The sequence below is a fragment of the Frondihabitans sucicola genome (assembly GCF_030296615.1).
Taxonomy (GTDB): domain Bacteria; phylum Actinomycetota; class Actinomycetes; order Actinomycetales; family Microbacteriaceae; genus Frondihabitans; species Frondihabitans sucicola.
In genome coordinates, this window is sequence record NZ_AP027732.1 from 704427 (window position 1) to 723191 (window position 18765).

Below are 18765 nucleotides of genomic sequence, written 5' to 3' on the forward strand. Positions count from 1 at the left end.
TTCTACTGCCGGGTGAAGGTCGGAAGGGAGATGCGGGTGTACTTCGACATGTGTTCGACCATGGCGACTTCGGTCGGCAGTCGTTCCATGCTCGATGCGCCGAGGAACCCGTGGACGCCCGGCACGGAGCCGATCACCTCGGCCGCCTCGTCGGGGCTGTAGATCGGACCACCGTGGGCGACGATGATCACGTCGGGGTTGCCTGCGCGTGCAGCCGAAGCGAGAGCGTCGACCTTCGTCTTCGCCTCGTCCAGGGTCATGGCCGTCTTGGCGCCGATCATGCCGGCGGTCGTCAGGCCCATGTGGGGCACCACGACGTCGGCGCCCGCCTCGGCCATCATCAGCGCTTCGTCGTCGTTCGCCACGTACGCGCACGTGAAGAGGTCGAGGTCGTGAGCTTCGTGGATCATCTCCGCCTCTTTGTAGAACCCCAACCCGGTCTCTTCGAGGTTGGCACGGATGATGCCGTCGAAGAGGGCCACCGTCGGGTAGTTCTGGACTCCGGAGAATCCGGCGTCCTTCACGTCGCGCAAGAACTTCGGCATGAGCCGGAACGGATCGGTGCCGCACACGCCCGCGACCACAGGAATGTGGTCGACGACCGGCAGGATCTCCGCCCCCATGTCCATCATGATCTGATTGGCGTCGCCGTAGGGCATGAGCCCCGCCATCGAGCTCCGGCCGGCCATCCGGTAGCGCCCGGAGTTGTAGACGACGATGAAGTCGAGACCGGCTGCTTCGGAGCACTTCGCCGAGAGGCCCGTTCCGGCGCCGCCGCCGATGATGGGATGCCCCGAGGCGATCTTGCTGCGGAGCCGCGCCATGATTTCTGTTCGTGAGGTCATTGCTTGTCACCTTTCTGACTGGCGAGGGCACGGAAGAGTGCCTGGGAGATCGCGTCGGCGAACCGCGGATCGTTGAGAGCGGCATCGTGGACCACGAGCGGGATCCTGTCGCTCAGATTCACCTGGAGTGCGTCGATGAGCGCCTCATCGGCGTCGGCGTCGTGGAACGGGCCGCCGGGCTCGGAGATCTGCGAAAATCCCCGACGCGGGACGTGGACCTCGGCGAACGCCGTCGACCGGTTGATCCTCTCGGCCAGCTCGCGGCCGAGCAGCGCACATTCCGGGGCCGTGGTCCGCATGAGCGTGACGGCGGGATTGTGGGCGAGGAGTCGACGGTCGGCGTAGCGAGCGGGCACCGTGTCCGCCGGCCCGAAATTGACCATGTCGAGCGCTCCGACGCTCACCACCTGCGGTACTCCGACGTCCGCGGCAGCCGTGAGGCGCTCGGGGCCCGCGGAGCAGACCCCGCCGAACAACTCGTCGGCGAGCTCGGTCGTCGTGATGTCGGCAACCGCCGAGAAAGAACCCGAACGGATCAGCGCCTCCAGACCGCGGCCCCCACGCCGTTCGCGTGGAAGGTGTGGCCCTCGACGCCGGCGAGCGCCAGCGCATCGAGAACGGCGCTCACGCACGCTGTGGTCACGCCGAACATGCTGCATCCCACGAGCGGTCGATCATCCGCTCCCGCGGGCTGCGACAGGCCGTGAACCATGCCCGCCAATGCGTCGGCCGCGCGGGCCAGGACGACCGAGCTGATCGAGTTGAGGCCCGCAAGGTCGACCACCGGATAGATCATCGTCAGGTCGCTCGTGCCGAGGTACGGGCGGGTGTCTCCGGCCACGATGGTCGAGACGAGCATTTTGGGCGTCCCGAACGGGACCTCCGGGGCGACGCGGCTCATGACGTACCCGGCATTGGAGCCGCCGAGGACGAGCAGCCCCGAGACGGCGCCTCGGGCGACGAGACCGCGCGCGAGAACACTCGCCCCCTGCGCCATGGCCGTCATCGCCTTACCGCGGTCGGCGGAGCGAATCAGCTCGTCGAGGGTCGTGCCTCCGGCTCGGGCAACCGATGCGCGGTCGATGTCCGCCGTCGTCCGAGGGGTGCCGAGAACACCGACGTCCATCTTCACGGAGGCGATCCCCCTTTCGGCGAGACGGCGACTCACGAAGTCGTACTCCTCCGCCTTGGTGTCGAGGGCACCGACGAGCAGGATCGTGGCTGGGATCGAGTCCATGTCGCCTACTTCACAGCACCCAGCGAGAGACCGTTGACGAGTCTCTTCTGGGCCAGGATGAAGACGATCAGCAGGGGCAGGGACGTCAGGACCGCCAAGGCCATCAGCCCGTTCCAGTTCGCCGAGTAGGTCGAGTTCTGCTGGGCGAGGAGGGCGCTCACCGGCAGTGTCGTTCCTTCGGGAAGGAAGTTGATCGCGTAGACGAACTCCCCCACGCCGAGATGAAGATCACGCACATCACGGTCACGATGCCGTTCGCCAGCATGGGCACGGTGATCCGACGGAAGGTCTGGAAGGTACTCGCTCCGTCGATCTCCGCCGCTTCGTAGAGGGCGGCGGGGATCGACAGGACGAACGGCCGCAGAAGCATGATCGAGAAGGGCAGGAGCAGGGCGATGTCGGCGAGGATCAGGCCCGGCAGCGTGCCCAGAAGCTTCCACTGCGCCAGCACGCTGTAGAGCGGGATCACCGTCATCGGCTGCGGCACCATCTGCAGCACGAGAAAGGAAGCGAGGACCACGGCGATGATTCTGTTCCAGGTCGGCGTGATCCTGCGGGCCAGCGCGAACGCGGCCGGCACACCGACCAGCAGCACCACGACCGTCACGAAGACCCCGATCTGCAGGGAGGTCAGAATGGCTCCGACGCCCTGCCCGATCACTTTCTCGTAGGTCGCGAACGTCGGCGTGAAGATCAGGGAGTTCGGGGCGCGCAGGATGTCGTCGTTGGTCTTGAGGGACGTGATCACGATCCAGAGCAGGGGCAGCAGATAGACGAGGCCGATGACGACCTTCAGGACGGTGAAGACGCGCCGCGTCGATGTGCCGATCATTCTTCGGGCTCCTGTCGAATGCTTCGGACGTAGGGGATGGCGAACAGGGCGACGGCGAGCATCGAGATGACGGCGATCGTCGCGCCCGTGCTCATGTCGAAGTTCGAGAACGCCGTGTAGTAGGAGAGCACCGGCAGCGTGTTCGTGGCCGTGCCGGGACCGCCCTGAGTGAGGACGTAGAAGAAATCGAAGCTCTTGAATGCGTAGAGCACCGTAAGGATCCCCAGGATCCACATGGTCGGCCTCAGAAGCGGCAGGACGACCGCGAACTGGGTGCGCCAGTAGCCCGCACCGTCGATCGCCGCCGCTTCGATCACCTCGGGGGTGATCGCGAGGAGACCTCCCCGCAGGATCAGCGCCGAGAACGGGATACCCGCCCAGGCGACGACGGCCGCGACCGTCCAGAGCGCGAGACCCGGAGAGCTCAGCCACGACACCGGGTGAAGTCCCACCGAGTGAAGGATCGTGTTGACGGCACCCGAATCGTCGAGCAGGAACTTCCACACGCTGCCGCTCACGATCGGCGGCAACGCCCAGACGAAGACCATGATGCCGAGCACGACGTTGGTGATGCGTCCCGTGGTCGACAGGACCGAGGCGACGAGGAAGCCGACGATGAGGTTGACCGCGAGAAGGGCGGCGGCGAGGCCGGCCGTCCGGGCGAGGCCCCGCCAGAACTCCGGCAGGCCGAACACGGTGCCGAAGTTGGCGAAGCCGACCCAGTTCCAGACGCCCACGATGTTGCTCGGGCCGACGTCGCTGAACGCCATCCGGACCAACACGAAGATCGGATAGGCCGCGAACGCCAGGAGGATGACCACCGCCGGCACGAGGTAACCGAGCGGGATCTTCCGCACGAGACGGTGCGACCGCCGCGGCCCCGGCCCCGCCGTCGAGTCGAAGGCCCGAGGTTTCTCTTTGGCGATGACACTCACTTGCAGGTGCCTCCACCCGAAGCCTTGGCCTTCTTGATCGTGTCGATAGCCGACTGCGCGCCTGCCGACGCGCTCTGCTGACCGGAGATGACACTGCTGATCGCCTTGCCGAGCGACGTCTGCATGTCGGCCGTCTTCGGGTTGTTCGGCCAGGTGCCCGTCTTCTGGGCGGCGGTCAGGAACGGCTGGACGTACGTGTTCGTCTTGATCGCCTGCGTGTCGGACGCGTCTTTCCGCAGGGGAATGGAGCCCGTCTGCGCAAAGCTCGTCTCGGCGGCGTCCTTCGACAGGAAGACGCTCTGGATGTACTTCCACGCCTCGGCCGGGTGTTTCGACTTGGCGCCGATGGCGATTCCCTCACCGCCGGGGTAGACCGTGCTCGTGCCATCCGTCGGCTTCGGGAACTCGGTCGTGCCGTAGGCGAACTTCGCCGACTTCACGTTTCCGAGCTGCCAGTTCCCGTTGAGACCGAACGCGTACTTGCCGGTCATGAACTGCTGCCAGGCGGTGTTCTGATCCCACGTGGCGGTCGAGAGAGGGATGTAACCCTTCTTGGACCAACCCGCCACGCGATCGAAGGCGGTCGTCACCTTCTTGCCCGAGAAATTGCAGTAGTTCACGCCGAGGCCGAGCAGCTGCGGCGCGAAGAGCCACGCCCCTTCGACCGTCGGGGCCCCGGACTCGGCGAGAGCCTTGTACGTGCCCCCTGCCGTGACCTTGGCCATGTCGTCCTGAAACTCGGTCAGAGTGGTCGGCGGGCTGTCGATCCCGGAGGCCTTCAGGATGTCCTTGTTGTAGTACAGGCCGATGAGGTTCGTGTACGACATCAGGTTGTAGACCTTGCCGTTCGTCTTCCAGGCGGCCGTCGAGGGGTACTGGGCCTTGTCCTGGTAGGAGTTCCACATGGACGTCATGTCTTTCATGACGCCACCCGCGACGAGGGTCGGATTGTCGACGACGATGTTGTTGATGAGGACATCCGGGCCGTTCCCGGTCGCGACCGAGGCGAGCAGCTTTTGATCCTGCTGGCTTCCGACCACCTGGACGAGGTCGACCTTGATCTTCGGATTCGCCTTCTCGAACTTCTTCGTCTGGGCCTGCAGCCAGGTCAGCTGTGTTCCGGTGTAGTAGTTCCAGAACTTCAGGGTCGTCGTGCCCGCCGGAGCATTCGCGGCGGAATCGTTCGACATCGTGCAGCCGGTGGCCACCAAGAGGAGTGAGGCGGCTACGGCTGCCACTCGCACTGCTTGGGTTCTTCTTCTCATAGCGTCATTGCTCCTTGAGATCGTCGTAGAGGTGAAGCTATTTCCCTTTATGTGGATTGTCAAGATAATTCGATAGGCAACTTCACGAAAAGAAGGGGAAAGATCGTTGTTTATGATTAAATAAGACGACTTCGAACGATGCGGGGACCAGATGAGCATGAAAGAGGCGACCGTCGACCCGGTCGATCGGACACTCCCGTCGCCGGGCGCCGTCGAGGGTTCGGGTTTTCTCCTGCAGCTCCTGCGGCAGACGGCGGGTCAGACGATCTCCGAGCTCGCCGCAGCCATGGGCGTCTCGCGGTCGACGGTCGTGCAGAGACTCGACTTTTTACACGAGCGTGGTCTCGTGTCGAACGGCACCTCGGGAAGCGGGTCCCGAGGTCGTCCAGCGGCCGTCTCTCGTTTCGACCCCGCCGGAGGAATCGTCCTCGCCGTCCAGATCGGCATGACCGGCTGTCGATTCGCCGTCACCGATCTCTCCGGAGAAGTTCTCGCCGATCGTCTGGTCTCGATCGACATTCCGGCGGGCCCAGAGCGAGTGCTGGCCGATCTCGAGAAGAACTTCGTCGAGATCGTTCGAGAGACGGGGCGCGAACTCGCCGAGATCGCGGGGATCGGTGTCGGCATTCCCAGCGCCATCGAGCTGCTCACCTACTCGAGATCGCTCGGCCAAGCCGGGACGGACTGGGATCGAGAGTGGTTCGCGAGCAATCTGCGCGAACGCTTTCACTCGCCCGTCTTCATCGACCTCGACGTCAACCTGCTCGCTCTCGCCGAACGACAGAAGGCGTGGCCGCACGAAGAGGTCTTCGTCTGCATCAAGCTCGGCACCCTGATCGACGCCGCGATCGTCGTCAACGGCGCCCCGATTCACGGCGTCAGCAAGCTGGCCGGCGAGCTCGGCCACATCAAGGTCGGCGGATCGACCGTCCCGTGCACCTGCGGCGGCGTCGGCTGCCTCGACGCGGTCGCGAGTGGGAACGCCCTGGTGAAACAGCTGGCCCGGGAGGGATCCACGGTGACACACGTCTCCGACGTGGTGGCGCTCGTCGCGCAGGGCGATCCGCAGGCGGTCCGCGCCGTTCGTGAGGCCGGGCGGCACATCGGCGAGGCACTGGCCTCGGTCGTCAACCTGCTGAATCCCTCCGTCATCGCCGCCTGGGGATACCTGACGGGTGCCGAGACGGCGCTGTTCGCGGGGATCCGGGAGGGGCTCTACCAGAACGCCCTGCCCGGCTCGAGCGAGCGCCTCCGGCTCGTCAGCACGGCCCTCGGCGACCTCGCCGGCGTGCAGGGTGCCGCCTCGATGGTGATCGACGAGGTTCTCGAGCCCGCCGCCGTCGACCGGATGATCGTTCAGGGGTCCTGGTAGCTCCACGAGGCGCACCGGCGGAGGAGCCAGGAAGGTCATCAATCCGCGCCTGTCTTTTCGCGTGAACCGGTGACGGAGAAGAAAGCCCCGGCGCGACCACGCTGGTTGCGACGGGCGCCCGTCCCACCGCTCGACCTTGACTGGCCGCCCGCCGTGCGTTCTGACTTCTCAGCGAGGACGGCTCGACGAATGTCTTCACCGTAATGCCCCCTCGGACCCGAATGGGTCTCCGTCGCCGCGTCACGTCGCGGTCCTCCCTTCGGCCGACTGTTGTTCGTTCGACGGCGGTCATAGAATTTTCTCAGGCAATTTGTTTACCTCTCTTACAAATTCGTGAGAGTTCCGTTCGAGGGTCCACGGCGTGATGCCGGGATCGAACAGGGGTATCAGGTGAAAATCGTTAGAGGAATCACGAAGGTGGCTTACGTTGCGGCGGCGGCCACGGTCGTCGCAGGCTCGATCTTCGGCGGCGTCAGCGCGCAGGCAGCGACGCCCGCATGTGCGACGGCGTGGAGCGCGGGCACGGCCTATTCGGGTGGCGCAACAGCCAGCGAGAACGGCGCGAACTACACGGCGAACTGGTGGACCCAGGGAGACGACCCGGCGACACACTCGGGCGCCACTGGCAGCGGCCAGCCCTGGACGTCCGCTGGCGCCTGCACGGGCAGTGCCGGCGGCACCGGCGGCGGAGGCACCGGCGGCGGAGGCACCGGCGGCGGCGGAACGGGTACCGGCTCGGCGACAGGCACCTTCTTCAGCCCGTACAAGGACGTCACGGCGAACCTGAACTGGAACACCGACGTCATGCAGACGGCCATCACGGGCTCGACCATCCCCGTGGTCGGCACCAGCAACAGCCTCGTCTCGACCGCCGTCCCGAACCTCGGTGGCATCAGCCTCGCTTTCGCCACCGGAACCTGCGGGTCCGAGAACTGGGGCGGGGTCGCCGGCGGTGCTTTTGCGGCGGCCAACATTCCGGCGCTCGACAAAGCGGGTGTGAACTACGTCGTCTCCACCGGTGGCGCCGCGGGATCCTTCACGTGCGCCTCCGGTGCGGCCCTGAATTCCTTCATCGCTCGGTACTCGTCGGCTCACCTCGTCGGCATCGACTTCGACATCGAGACCGGCCAGACCGCCTCGGACATCCAGGCACTCGTGTCCGCCGCCGCAACGTCCCAGGCGACCTACCCGAAGCTGCGCTTCTCGTTCACGTTGGCGACGCTCGCAGCCTCCGACGGGTCGTACGGCGGGCTCAACAGCACCGGTGACACCGTCGTGAAGGCGATCAAGGCGTCGAGCCTGACCAATTACACGATCAACCTCATGACGATGGACTACGGCAACGGCACGCCGAGTGTCTGCGTCGTCAGCTCCGGCGTCTGCGACATGGGCGCCTCGGCCGTGCAAGCGGCCAAGAACCTCCAGCACACGTACGGCACCCCGCTGACGAAGATCGAGCTGACCCCGATGATCGGCGTCAACGACTCGGCGAGCAACGTCGTTTCGCTGAAAGACGTCGACACCATCTCGTCCTACGCCGTGGCCAACAAGCTCGCCGGGGTCCACTACTGGTCGCTCGACCGCGACACCCCGTGCCCGACGACGCAAAGCACTGCGTCCGCCACGTGCAACTCGATGGCCGGCTCCACTGCTCTGCAGTACACGCAGCGGTTCCTGACCGACCTCGGCAAGTAGCTCGACGGCACCCGGGTGGGGTCGGCGCTCCGAGCGTCGGCCCCATCGTCGCGTGCCGACGTGCTGGAGCTCGGCCTCGCCGGGCTTCGGTGAGCTGCGATGGATCTCCCCGTCCGACGGGGCGAAAACGCCGCCGATAGGCTGAGTGGGTGGGCGATGACGCGACTCCGGCGGAGACCGACGCCGGCGATCGCGTGGGGGAGGTGCTCCGGCTTCCGGCGTTCGCGTTCTTCTGGAGCGCCACGACCATCCGCGCGTTCGGCAGTTCGGTATCCGGCGTCGCGGTTCAGGTTCTGATCGTCACCGTGCTGCAAGCGACCCCCGCAGAGATCAGCATCTTGAGTGCACTCAGTGTCGTCCCGTACGTGTTCCTCGGGCTGATCGTCGGTGCCCTCATGGATCGTCGGCGTCGACAGCGAACGCTGGTAATCACCAGCGTCGGCACGGCAGTCGTCCTGGCATCCGTGGTCGTTCTGCTGCTCTCCGGCGCACTCGGCTTCTGGTCATTGGCGCTTGTCATTCTCGTCCTCGGGGTGTTGGCTCTCTTCTCGGACTCGGCGTCTCAGCCGCTCCTCCCGCGGATCGTTCCACGGGATTCACTCGTGATGGCGAACGCCCGTCTGGGACAGAGCAGCACCGTCGCTGCGACCGCGGGTCCAGCCTTGGGCGGTGCGCTTCTCACTCTGCTCGGAGCGCCGCTGCTCTTCGCGGTCGACGCGACGCTCACCGCGATGGCGGCCGTCCTCCAGTCGCGGATCAGAATCGAGGAGTCGAAGCCGGCACCCCGCGCAGCCGGACGCCACGTCGGGCACGACATCGCCGAGGGAGTCAGGTACACCTACCGGCATCGGACCCTGCGCCCGCTCGCGCTCTCGGTTCACACGTGGTTCCTGGGCAACAGTATCGTCGCGACGCTCTTCGGCGTCTTCGTCCTCCGCGAGCTTCACCTGCCCGCCTGGGCCTACGGCGTCGCACTCGCCTTCGGTGCTGTCGGCGGCTTCCTCGGAGCGCTCACCGCCACGCGCATCGGCGCTCTTCTCGGGACGGGACGCGCCATCTTCGTCGGCCGGGCACTCGTGATCCTGCCGTGGCTCGTCCTGGCAGTCGTACCACTCGACGCACACAGCGGGCTCGTCGTTCTCCTCGCCCTCGTGTCCACAGTGCAATTCGTCTACGCCCTCGCCATGGGGATCGAAGACGCGAACGACACCGGATATCGACAGACCGTGGCGCCCGACGCCCTGCAGGGGCGGCTCAACTCGACCATCCGAACGGTCAACCGTGTCGTCTTCCTCTTCGGGGCCCTCCTCGCCGGGCTTCTGGCGACTCTCCTCGGGTATCGCGTCACCCTCGGAATCGCCGCCGTCATCTTCGCGATCGCCGCTCTCATCGTCGTCGTGTCGCCACTCCGCGACGCGCGGCACACGGATACGCCCGACCGCCAGTAACCCCCTCCCCTTCCTCACCGTTGACCGAAAGGGCCGAAATGTCCACTCCCGACCGCGGATGCGTGCATTTCGGCCCTCTCGCCGCGCGCGGGGCAGTCAACACTGCCCCACGCACGACGGGCCTCGGCAGCGGAGCCCGATCAGAGGCCCAGCAGCGCCTCGGCGTTCCGGCTCGTGAGCTCCCGCCAGCTCGACGCACCAGCGGGGGCAGGCGCGGCATCGATGCTCGCGATCTGCGCGTCGACGCCGGTCGCCGGGGTCCAACAGGAGTCGCTGCCGTAGACGATGCGCTCAGCTCCTGCGATCCCTTCGAGGACCGGGATGTCGGTCGGGAACGGGGTGCCGGCGGTGTCGAACCACAGCCGACGCATCGCCCCGGCCCAGGGCATCGCGTCGCCCGCATCGCCGGACAGCCGCTGGAACAGGGCGATTCGATCCGACAGGAACGGCAGGGTCGCACCGGAGTGCGGGACGATCACGCGCAGATCGGGGTACCGGGTGAGCACTCCGGCGAACACGAGGTCGACGATGCTGCGGGTGGTGTCGAAGAGAAATTCCAGCATGGGCCGCGGACGTCCGAGGGCAGTCCTCTCCCAGCCGACCGGCGACGTCGGGTGCACGAAGACGATCGCGTGCCGCCGGTCGAGCTCGGCCCAGAGTGGTTCGAGAGCCGGGTCACCGAGGTACTGTCCGTGAGCGTTGGACTCGAGGACGACCCCGACGGCGCCCAGCTCGCCCATCGCCCGCCGCACCTCCCGAACGGCGCCGTCGATGTCGGGGGCGGTCAGGGAAGCGAAGAAGGAAAGGCGCTCCGGCTGTCTCCCGACGATCGAAGCGGCTTCGTCGTTGACGTACCTCGCCAGTTCTCCCGCCCGGTCGTCGTCGCCGAAGTGCACGCCCGGAGAGGAGATCGACAGGATCGCCTTGCGGATCCGGCGCCGATCCATGGCGCCCAGCTGCTCCGGGAGAGACCACGTCGGCCAGACCGGCATGCCGTCCGGCGAGTCGTGTCCGCCCGCCTTCGCCGCAGCGGCGTAGTCGTCGGTCACGAAGTGCGCGTGCACGTCGATCAGGTCTCGCGTCTCGGTTGCCATCGGAACTCCTGGCCGGCGGTCGCCGGCGGTTGCGTTTAGTGAACGAATCTGTATCGTAACTCTCATGACAGTGACCATCACCAACGTCTCCCTCGCCCCTCTCGACGCAGGCACCCCGGCCGGGCCGGTCGATGTCGAGTTCGACGGCGTCATCTCGGCCGTCCGCCGGGCCGGAGCACAGGACGCGACGGGCACCGTGGTCGACGGCACGGACGGCATCCTGGTTCCTGGCCTCATCGACACCCACGTCCACCTCGGCTCTCCGTCCGCCCTCGAGTCGGCCGTCAGGGCCGGCGTCACGACCATGGTCGATCTCGGCACCACGCCCGACTCCTCGATCGCCGAGCAGCGCAGGATGACGGGTGTCCCCTCGCTTCTGAGCGCCGGGTCGGCGGCATCGGCGCCGGGCAGCACCCAGATCGCGGTGATGGGATTCCCGGGCGAGAGCGGTGTCACCGACCCGCAGGACGCCGAACGCTACCTCGATTGGCGCACCGAGAACGGCTCCGATCTCATCAAGATCATCGTCGAGGATCCCGACGCGACCGATACCCCGGCCCTGGACATCCCGACGATCACCGCTCTCGTCGACGGAGCACACCGTCGCGGTCTCCTCACGGTCGCGCACGTGGTCACGGCCGACGCCTTCGGCCGCGGTCTCGACGGTGGGGTCGACATCCTGACCCATGCACCGCTCGACCGGCCGCTCCCGGACGAGACCGTCGCCAGGATGCGGGAACAGGGGACGATTGCCTCGCCCACGCTGGTGATGATGGGCGTGATGGCACGGGCACGCCTCGGCGACCACGCCGACGCCGCCATCGGCAACACGATCGAGAGCGTTCGTCGGATGCACGCGGCCGGCGTGCCCGTCGTCGCCGGCACTGACGCCAATGAGACCCCGTTCGCTCCCGTCGCGCACGGCGCGGGCCTCCACATCGAGATCCAACTCTTGCAGCAGGCCGGTCTCAGCGCCGCTGAGGCTCTCTTCGCGGCCACGACGGGTGCTGCCGCCGCGTTCCGCCTCGCGGACCGAGGAGCCATCCAGGTCGGCCGCCGCGCCGACCTGCTTCTCGTCGACCGGGATCCGACCGTCGACACCGCCGCCCTCCGCCAGCCGAACGCCGTCTGGGTCGGCGGAGTGCTAATCGCGTGAGCGGCAGGAGCCGTCGCCGCGGCGCCGACCTGGAGGACGCCATCTTCGACGCCACCCTCGACGAGCTGGCCTCCCACGGCATGGCGGGGCTGACCTTCGAGACGATCGCCGCCGCGGCCGGGGCCGGGAAGGCATCGCTCTACCGGCGCTGGGCGGATCCCGAACAGCTCGTGCTCGCGGTCCTCGCCCGAAGCGAAGACGATGCCGAGCAGGGCGAACACCCGTCCGGCACGCGGCTGACTCCGACAGGCGATCTCCGCGAGGAGCTGATCGCATTCCTCGGCGATCTCGCCGACGGGCTCACCACCCCGGTCGGGCGCGCCCTCCCGCCGCTGCTCCTGGAGCGTGAACGGCGGCCGGAGATGTGGGAACGCATCGTCACCCTCCTGGTCGAGCCCCGCCAGCGACTGATCACCGAGGCGATGGGGAGAGCCGCCGGCCGCGGTGAGATCCCAGCCGACGCCGTCACCCCGTCCCGGGTGAGCGCGGGCGCCGCCCTCGTCCTCGGACGCCATCTGACCACCGGACCCGTCGATCCGGCGACCATCGTCGCCATCGTCGACGACGTCGTCCTGCCCGCTCTGAGGGGGTGAATGCAGGATCCCGCACTCAGCCCGCCTCGGGCGGACCTGCCTGGGCAGTACCGCTACTTCAGCAGCCCTTCTTTGGTCAGCCACTCTTTCGCGGCAGTCGCGGCCTGAGCCTTTTCGCTGCCCTCGACACGGTTGCGCAGGGCGATGAGGTCATCTGTCGTCAGCTTCGCGGACACCTCGTTCAGCACGGACGCGAGCTTCTTGCTGTAGATCTTCTTGTTGAGGAAGGGCAAGACGTTCTGCGCCGCGATCAAATTCTTGGGATCCTTCAGCACAAGCAATTTCTTCGTCACGAGATCAGGCGACGTCGTATAGATGTCGGCCACCTGCACCGCATTGTCGACGAGTGCCTTGACCGTGTCGGGCCCGCCGTAGTCCTCGATCGATTTGAAGGTGACCTTGTCGACGCCGTACGTCGACTTGAGCCCGGGGATGCCGTAGGGCAGCGTGCCGAACTGCGGATTGGCACCGAGCGTGAACGGCTGGATCTTCGAAAGGTCGGCGATCGACGTGAGGCCGTTCTTGGCTGCCTCCGCCTGGGTCACGACGTAGGCATCCTTGTCTTCGGCCGGCGATGGTTTGAGCACCTGGAAGTCACTCGGAACCTCGGTCTTCAACGCAGCGTCGACGTCGGCAGTCGTCTTTGCGGTGGCCTTGGTGTCGTAGAAGAACAGCAGGTTGCCGTTGTACTCCGGCATGAGGTTGATCGAGCCGTCCTTGAGGGCGGGAATCGTGGTCTGCCTGGGTCCGAGATTGAACTTGGTCGTGACCGTGAATCCGGCGTGCTTCAACGCCAGAGCGTACATGTTGCCGAGGATCTCGCTCTCCGGGAAGTTGAACGAGCCGACCACGATGGGTGTGCTGCCCGCTTTGGAGGTGGAGTCCGGCGCCGCTTTCGTGGGGTCGGAGGTGGCGCATCCGGAGAGCGCGACGATCGCTCCGATCGCGACGACGCCCGCGAGAACGCGTGTCTTTCTGCCTGCTGTGAACATCAGTGGTCCCTTTCGTCGACGGAGGCTACCGTCACCGCGCGCCGCCCGGGTGGCAGCGCGCGGACGCGTGTGCGACGGCGGCGGGTCTGTCCCGTTCCGGCGCGTCGAGTGAGTCGCTGTGCGAGCGCGAAGAGCCCGTCGATCGCCAGGGCGAGTGCCGTGACGAGAAGCGCGCCGCCGAGGATGAGGTTGTTGTCGTTCAGACTGATGCCGGTCGAGATGATCGCGCCGAGGCCCCCGAGCGAGATGTACGAGGCGATGACGACGGTCGCGATGACCTGCAGGACGGACGCGCGGATCCCGCCGATGATGAGCGGGAGCGACAGCGGCACCTCGACCTTGAGAAGGATCTGCAGTTCGGTCATCCCGACCGCGCGCGCGGCATCCACGGTCTGGGGGTCCACGGACTCCACACCCGCGTAGGCCCCGGCGAGGATCGAGGGGATGGCCAGGACGACGAACGCGATGATGGACGCGATGAAGGCGGTCTGGGTGAACGGCACGGTCATCCCGATGACCACGAAGAGGGTGCCCAGCAGCCCCAGCGTCGGGAGCGCGCGCATGGAGCCGCTGAAACCGATGACGAACTGGCGCCCACGCCCGGTGTGACCGATATAGAAGCCCAGTGGAAGCGCGATCAGGGCAGCGATCGCGACCGAGACGAACGTGTACAGGAGGTGCTCCCCGAGTCGATCCTGGATCGGAAGCGGGCTCTGCAGTCCGGCACGGTAGTTCGCCGGGTCGAGGAGCCAGGCGACCGCGTTCAAGAAGAACTGCATGCTCAGGCTCCCCGCTCGATCGTCGCGAGCGCCGGTTCACGCCGCCCCCGCCGCGGGATTCGACTCGACCACGGCATCAGGATGCGCCCGATCCCGACCAGGATCGTGTCGAAGACCAGTGCCACGATCAGGCTCGCCACGACACCGACGAGGATCTCTTCGAGGAATTGACGCTGTCGCCCATCCGTGAACAGGAAGCCGAGGTTGGCGGAACCGACCAGGGCACCCACCGAAACCAGCGCGACCGTACTTGCGGAAACCACCCGCATCCCTGCGAGAAGAACGGGTCCGGCCAGCGGGAACTCGACTGCCCAGAAACGCGTCCACGTGGAGTGCCCCACCGAGGTTGCCGAGTCGATGACGTCCGACGGAACGGCTGCGAACGCGTCAGAGGCCAATCGCACCATCACGGCGACCGCATAGATGGACAGGCCGACGACGATGTTCACGGGATCCGTGATGCGGGTACCGAGCAGGTAGGGCAGGATCACGAAGAGTGGCAGTGACGGAATCGTGTAGAGCAGACTGCCGCCGACGACGATGAATGATCTGACGGTGTTCCAACGGTTCGCCACCCAGCCCAAGGGAACCGCCACGGCGAACCCGACGACGATGGGCGCGACACTCAGCGCTGCATGAGTGGCGGTGAGGCCCCAAATGAGACCGATGTTCGAGACGATCCAGTTCAGGTGAGCATCCCCATCGTCGATGAACAGCCGGCAGGATCGATCTTCTTCCCGCAGGACTGCCGCGTGGATCCAAGGATAAGCCTCGCCGGACGGTTCGGGCCGGGCCGGGTCCGTGGCTTGTTCGCCGGGCGACGAACCAGCGCCGAGAACGTGACACCGCAGAACGGAAACCGGCGCCGCCAGGCGGACACACCGTCGGGACACGCCACATCAACGGCCAGCTGTGGGTCCGGACGGACCGGTCGGAACGACACCGTGAGGATCGGTTCTCACGGACGGACGGTCACCGTGCCCAAAGCATTCCCACTGGTGTTCCGTCGCGACGTCGTCGCGGTTAGCGCGGAACCGAGACCGAGGCGCGCTCGACGAGCGGGCAGTCGAGAAGCGTCTCACCCGTCGACGGGGCGACGGTGCCGGCGGCCAGGAGGCTACCCGCCCGAATCCCCATCTCGTAATGCGGCAGGGCGACGGTGCTGAGAGCAGGTCGCAGCTCGGCGGCGAGATCGGGCTGGTCGTCGTACCCGACCACACTCATGTCGTCGGGAACCGAGATGCCGGCCTCGGCCAGTGCGAAGAAAGCGCCGAGCGCCATGCGGTCGTTGCCGGCGACGATCGCGGTCGGCCGGGCCCGCCGGACGCTCTCCCGGGTGAGCTCGTAGCCGGAGCTGATGTCGTAATGCCCGAACTCGACCGTGAGCTCGGACCGCGGCACGCCGGCGGCATCGGCGGCGGCGAAGAAGCCGGCCAACCGGCGCACCGTTGCCGCCTCGTGCTCTGTGCCGCCCAGAAAGGCGACCCGGCGGTGGCCGCGCGAGAACACCGTCTCGGCTGCCCGCCGCCCCCGCCGATCTCGTCGGGCAGGATCACCGCCTCGGCGTCGACCACCGGTTCGGGCCAACAGTTGACGAAAATGGTCCGTGTGCCGCGCAGATGCCGACTCGCGTGCACAGGCAGGAGGGCCGGCGAGGCGTAGATGATGCCCGCGGCTCCGCGGTCGAGGATGCTGGCGACGGCCTCGTCACCCGCTGCCGGATCGCCGGTGGTGTCGATGACCATGCAGACCAGGCCGGCATCGAGCGCAGCGCGTTGGATGCCTTCGATGGTGCGACCGGCATAGGGCTGTGAGGCTATTCCATTGGTGACCACGCCCAGGGTGAACGAGCGGTCGAGCTTGAGAGCCTGGGCCGTGCGGTTCGGCCGGAAGCCCAGGCGGTCGGCAGCGTCGAGCACGCGCTTTCGTGTCGCATCGGACACCGCGACATCGCGGCGGTCGTTCATCACGAACGAGACGGTGGGCTGAGATACGCCAGCGAGACGGGCCACGTCGGTCATCGTCGGCCGTCGCGGGGGCCGCGAACCGGGTGCTGCAGCCATGAAACTCCTTTTCGAACAGTTTACCAATTCGTATTGACTTCTCGTTTCGATCGAGGTTCACTCGTCCCCAATACGTATTGGTACTCAGAGAGGAGTCACCATGGATTCGTCCATTGCACCGCAGATCAGCCGTCGAGACCTGTTCCGGGTCGGCGGAGTCGGAGCGGCTGGCCTGTCGCTTGCAGCCCTGACGGGCTGTTCGGTATTCGGCTCGGGGTCGGGCGGATCGAGTGCGACCACGTTCACCATCGCCTACTTCGGCGACCAGAAGTCGGCGACCGCGCTCCAGAAGCGCCTCGCCCCCAAGATCCGATCGATCGACAAGTCGATCACGCTGAGCATCAACGCGGTCAACGGGACCGACTGGAACGATTTCTTCTCGAAGATCCTGACCCAGATCGCGGCGGGGAGCCCGCCTGACATCGTCGGAGTGCCGACGGAGGGGCTCCAGCTGCTCGCCGAGAAAGGGCTCGCCATCCCCCTCGACGACTACGTCACGAAGGACATGTCCAAGCTGAAGAGCTACTTCGCCGACGTCCACCCGAGCCTCGTCGAGGCGATGATGTACAAGGGGCACCTCTACGAACTGCCCGTCGACTTCAACGCCGGCAACATGTTCTTCGACACGACCCTCTTCCAGCGAGCCGGTGTCGCCGCGCCGGCGCCCGACTGGACGTTCGACGACTTCGAGGCGGCCGGCCGCAAGATCGCGACCCTCCCAAACGTCAACGCCTTCGACTGGGTCGTTCGGCTCTGGGGCAGCTGGACGTCTTTCATGTACGCGAACGGCGGCAACCTGCTCGAGGAGGGCAAATACGCGGGCGGGGACTGGCTGTGGAACACCGCGTACGCCGGCGACTCGGCGGCGAAGGGCAGGCAGGGCGGCTGGAAGTGGGGACAGCCGACGGCAAACAGCGCGGCGGTCGTCGAGTCGCTCGAGTACATGATCGAGCTCAAGAAGGCAGGCCTCTCGCCGTCGCCCGACGTCGGCGGTGGCGGTACCTTGCAGGGTCTGTTCTCGGCAAACCGCATCGGCATGGCTATCGGCGGCGGCTTCTGGGCCGGCGGCCTCCACGACGCGGGCATGAAGAACGGCTCGTTCGACGTGCAGTACTTCCCGACCGGAAAGGTGCAGCGGCAGCTGCTCGGCACGGGTGGTTATGCGATCTTCAAGTCGTCGAAGAAGAAGGATCTCGCCTGGGAGATCGTGAAGCTGCTGATCGAGCCCGAGTCGTTCGACATCATCTACCCCGGCAACACGACCACCTCCGCCCGGCGGTCGCTCTCGACCGCGGCGCGCTACAAGACGACCGGCCCTGAGCACTGGCAGACCTTCTACGACTCGCTCTCCGACGTCGACGTGGCGCCGATCCCCGCTCCTCCGATCTATAACGCCCTCGCAACGTCGCTCAATCAGCGGACCACGCAGGCGATCTCGACCGGCAACGCGAAGTCTGCCCTCGACGGGATGCAGCGCGACCTCGAGTCGGCTTTGGCCTCCAAGTCATGACCACTCAGCTGGCGGTCCGGCCGCGGGCCAGGGCTGCCGCGCCACCGAAACGGTCCAAGAAGGCTCGGCGCGGGGAGGCGGTGTTCGGCTATGCGATGATCGCCCTCTCGGTCGTCTTCGTCGGCGTGTTCACCTTCTTACCGATCCTCGCGTCGCTCGGGCTCTCGTTCTTCAGCTGGGACATCCTGTCTCGACCGAAGTTCGTCGGGCTGCAGAACTACGGGCGCCTTCTGCACGACGGGCCGGTCCTCCACTCGTTCGTGACCACGATCGTGCTGGCGATCGTCATCGTCGTGCTGCAGATCGTGATCGGGCTCGGTCTCGCCGTCCTGGTGCAGCAGAGGCGGCATAAGGCCACCCAGACGGTCTTCCGCACGGTTTTCTACCTGCCGTTGCTCGCCTCGACCGCCTCGGTCGCGATCTTCATGGGCTACCTGTTCGACCAGAAGTTCGGCGTGATCAACTACTACCTCGGTCTGGTCGGCTCGGGCGACGTGCCGTGGCTGACAAGCTCTTTCGGGGCATCGGTCACGATCGTGCTGGTGACGGTCTGGCAGCAAGTCGGGTTCACCTTCGTGCTCATCTCGGCGGCGCTGACCTCTCTACCGCGCGACATCCTCGAGGCGGCGGCCGTCGACGGGGCGGGGCCGATCCGCACGCTCGCGAGAATCAAGCTGCCGCTCATCAGCCCGACGCTCTTCTTCGCCACCGTCGTGGGCCTGATCAACGCCATGCAGCTCTTCGATCAACCGTTCATCATGACGAAGGGCGGCCCCGGCAGCGCGACGACCACGACCGTGATGGTCATCTACCAGTCGGCCTTCAACAACCTGCAATTCGGCTACGGCTCGGCGATCTCAATCGTCTTGCTCCTGCTGATCCTGCTCGTGACCGGAATCCAGTTCGCAGCCTCACGAAAGGTGGTGTTCTACCAGTGACCACGCAGACG

At 66.4% G+C, this 18765-nt stretch carries 17 protein-coding genes and 2 pseudogenes; 7 read left to right on the forward strand and 12 right to left on the reverse strand.

Translation table 11 applies throughout. The features are described from left to right. Positions 1-2: 2 nt before the first annotated feature. The 6 genes and pseudogenes from QUE79_RS03715 to QUE79_RS03745 all read right to left on the reverse strand — a co-directional run bounded on the left by QUE79_RS03715 (position 3) and on the right by QUE79_RS03745 (position 5087). A complete protein-coding gene (locus QUE79_RS03715) occupies positions 3-845 on the reverse strand; it encodes a phosphoenolpyruvate hydrolase family protein (protein WP_286345488.1) in 843 nt (280 codons plus the stop codon). After that, positions 842-2082: pseudogene (locus tag QUE79_RS25175) on the reverse strand (Tm-1-like ATP-binding domain-containing protein). Before QUE79_RS25175 ends, QUE79_RS03715 begins: the two are co-directional and overlap by 4 nt. Positions 2083-2087: 5 nt before the next feature. Continuing rightward, positions 2088-2243, reverse strand: a complete 156-nt coding sequence (locus QUE79_RS03730) for a hypothetical protein (protein WP_286345491.1) — start codon at positions 2241-2243, stop codon at positions 2088-2090. Next, a complete protein-coding gene (locus QUE79_RS03735) occupies positions 2240-2914 on the reverse strand; it encodes a carbohydrate ABC transporter permease (protein WP_286345492.1) in 675 nt (224 codons plus the stop codon). Before QUE79_RS03735 ends, QUE79_RS03730 begins: the two co-directional genes overlap by 4 nt. Next, a complete protein-coding gene (locus QUE79_RS03740) occupies positions 2911-3849 on the reverse strand; it encodes a carbohydrate ABC transporter permease (protein WP_286345493.1) in 939 nt (312 codons plus the stop codon). The genes QUE79_RS03735 and QUE79_RS03740 overlap by 4 nt, the downstream gene beginning before the upstream one ends. Continuing rightward, positions 3846-5087 (reverse strand): sugar ABC transporter substrate-binding protein, encoded by a 1242-nt coding sequence (locus QUE79_RS03745; protein ID WP_286345494.1) that lies wholly within the window; start codon positions 5085-5087, stop codon positions 3846-3848. Before QUE79_RS03745 ends, QUE79_RS03740 begins: the two co-directional genes overlap by 4 nt. A 178-nt stretch (positions 5088-5265) precedes the next feature. On the opposite strand from QUE79_RS03745, the gene QUE79_RS03750 reads away from it, so the two are divergent. The 3 genes from QUE79_RS03750 to QUE79_RS03760 all read left to right on the forward strand — a co-directional run bounded on the left by QUE79_RS03750 (position 5266) and on the right by QUE79_RS03760 (position 9629). Beyond that, on the forward strand, positions 5266-6486 hold the full coding sequence (locus QUE79_RS03750) for an ROK family transcriptional regulator (RefSeq protein WP_286345495.1): 1221 nt from the start codon (positions 5266-5268) through the stop codon (positions 6484-6486). A gap of 417 nt (positions 6487-6903) precedes the next feature. After that, positions 6904-8181 (forward strand): carbohydrate-binding protein, encoded by a 1278-nt coding sequence (locus QUE79_RS03755; RefSeq protein ID WP_286345496.1) that lies wholly within the window; start codon positions 6904-6906, stop codon positions 8179-8181. A 149-nt stretch (positions 8182-8330) separates the two neighbouring features. After that, positions 8331-9629: an MFS transporter gene (locus tag QUE79_RS03760; protein WP_286345497.1), complete on the forward strand. Its 1299-nt coding sequence runs from the start codon at positions 8331-8333 to the stop codon at positions 9627-9629. Positions 9630-9769: 140 nt separating this feature from the next. On the opposite strand, the gene QUE79_RS03765 is transcribed toward QUE79_RS03760, so the two are convergent. After that, on the reverse strand, positions 9770-10723 hold the full coding sequence (locus QUE79_RS03765) for an amidohydrolase family protein (protein ID WP_286345498.1): 954 nt from the start codon (positions 10721-10723) through the stop codon (positions 9770-9772). A gap of 64 nt (positions 10724-10787) precedes the next feature. Between QUE79_RS03765 and QUE79_RS03770 the strand changes: the two genes are divergently transcribed. Then, positions 10788-11879, forward strand: a complete 1092-nt coding sequence (locus QUE79_RS03770; protein WP_286345499.1) for an amidohydrolase family protein — start codon at positions 10788-10790, stop codon at positions 11877-11879. Further along, the gene (locus tag QUE79_RS03775; RefSeq protein ID WP_286345500.1) at positions 11876-12472 is read left to right on the forward strand and encodes a TetR/AcrR family transcriptional regulator; all 597 of its coding nucleotides are present in this window, start codon (positions 11876-11878) and stop codon (positions 12470-12472) included. The genes QUE79_RS03770 and QUE79_RS03775 overlap by 4 nt, the downstream gene beginning before the upstream one ends. Positions 12473-12525: 53 nt before the next feature. Here QUE79_RS03775 and QUE79_RS03780 read toward each other — a convergent pair whose 3' ends face one another. From QUE79_RS03780 to QUE79_RS25180, 5 genes and pseudogenes are all read right to left on the reverse strand, one after another. Next, complete coding sequence (locus QUE79_RS03780) at positions 12526-13464, reverse strand: ABC transporter substrate-binding protein (protein ID WP_286345501.1); 939 nt, start codon at positions 13462-13464, stop codon at positions 12526-12528. Next, entirely contained in the window at positions 13464-14243 is a 780-nt protein-coding gene (locus QUE79_RS03785; protein WP_286345502.1) for an ABC transporter permease, read from the reverse strand. The genes QUE79_RS03780 and QUE79_RS03785 overlap by 1 nt, the downstream gene beginning before the upstream one ends. Before the next feature lie 2 nt (positions 14244-14245). After that, the gene (locus QUE79_RS03790; RefSeq protein ID WP_286345503.1) at positions 14246-14839 is read right to left on the reverse strand and encodes an ABC transporter permease; all 594 of its coding nucleotides are present in this window, start codon (positions 14837-14839) and stop codon (positions 14246-14248) included. Between the two features lie 427 nt (positions 14840-15266). After that, entirely contained in the window at positions 15267-15830 is a 564-nt protein-coding gene (locus QUE79_RS03795) for a substrate-binding domain-containing protein (protein ID WP_286345504.1), read from the reverse strand. A gap of 305 nt (positions 15831-16135) precedes the next feature. Further along, positions 16136-16306: pseudogene (locus tag QUE79_RS25180) on the reverse strand (LacI family DNA-binding transcriptional regulator); the annotation flags it as partial. Between the two features lie 100 nt (positions 16307-16406). Between QUE79_RS25180 and QUE79_RS03800 the strand changes: the two are divergent. Both QUE79_RS03800 and QUE79_RS03805 read left to right on the forward strand, forming a co-directional pair. Beyond that, complete coding sequence (locus tag QUE79_RS03800) at positions 16407-17816, forward strand: ABC transporter substrate-binding protein (protein ID WP_286345505.1); 1410 nt, start codon at positions 16407-16409, stop codon at positions 17814-17816. Continuing rightward, positions 17813-18754, forward strand: a complete 942-nt coding sequence (locus tag QUE79_RS03805; protein ID WP_286345506.1) for a carbohydrate ABC transporter permease — start codon at positions 17813-17815, stop codon at positions 18752-18754. Before QUE79_RS03800 ends, QUE79_RS03805 begins: the two co-directional genes overlap by 4 nt. Positions 18755-18765 lie beyond the last annotated feature (11 nt).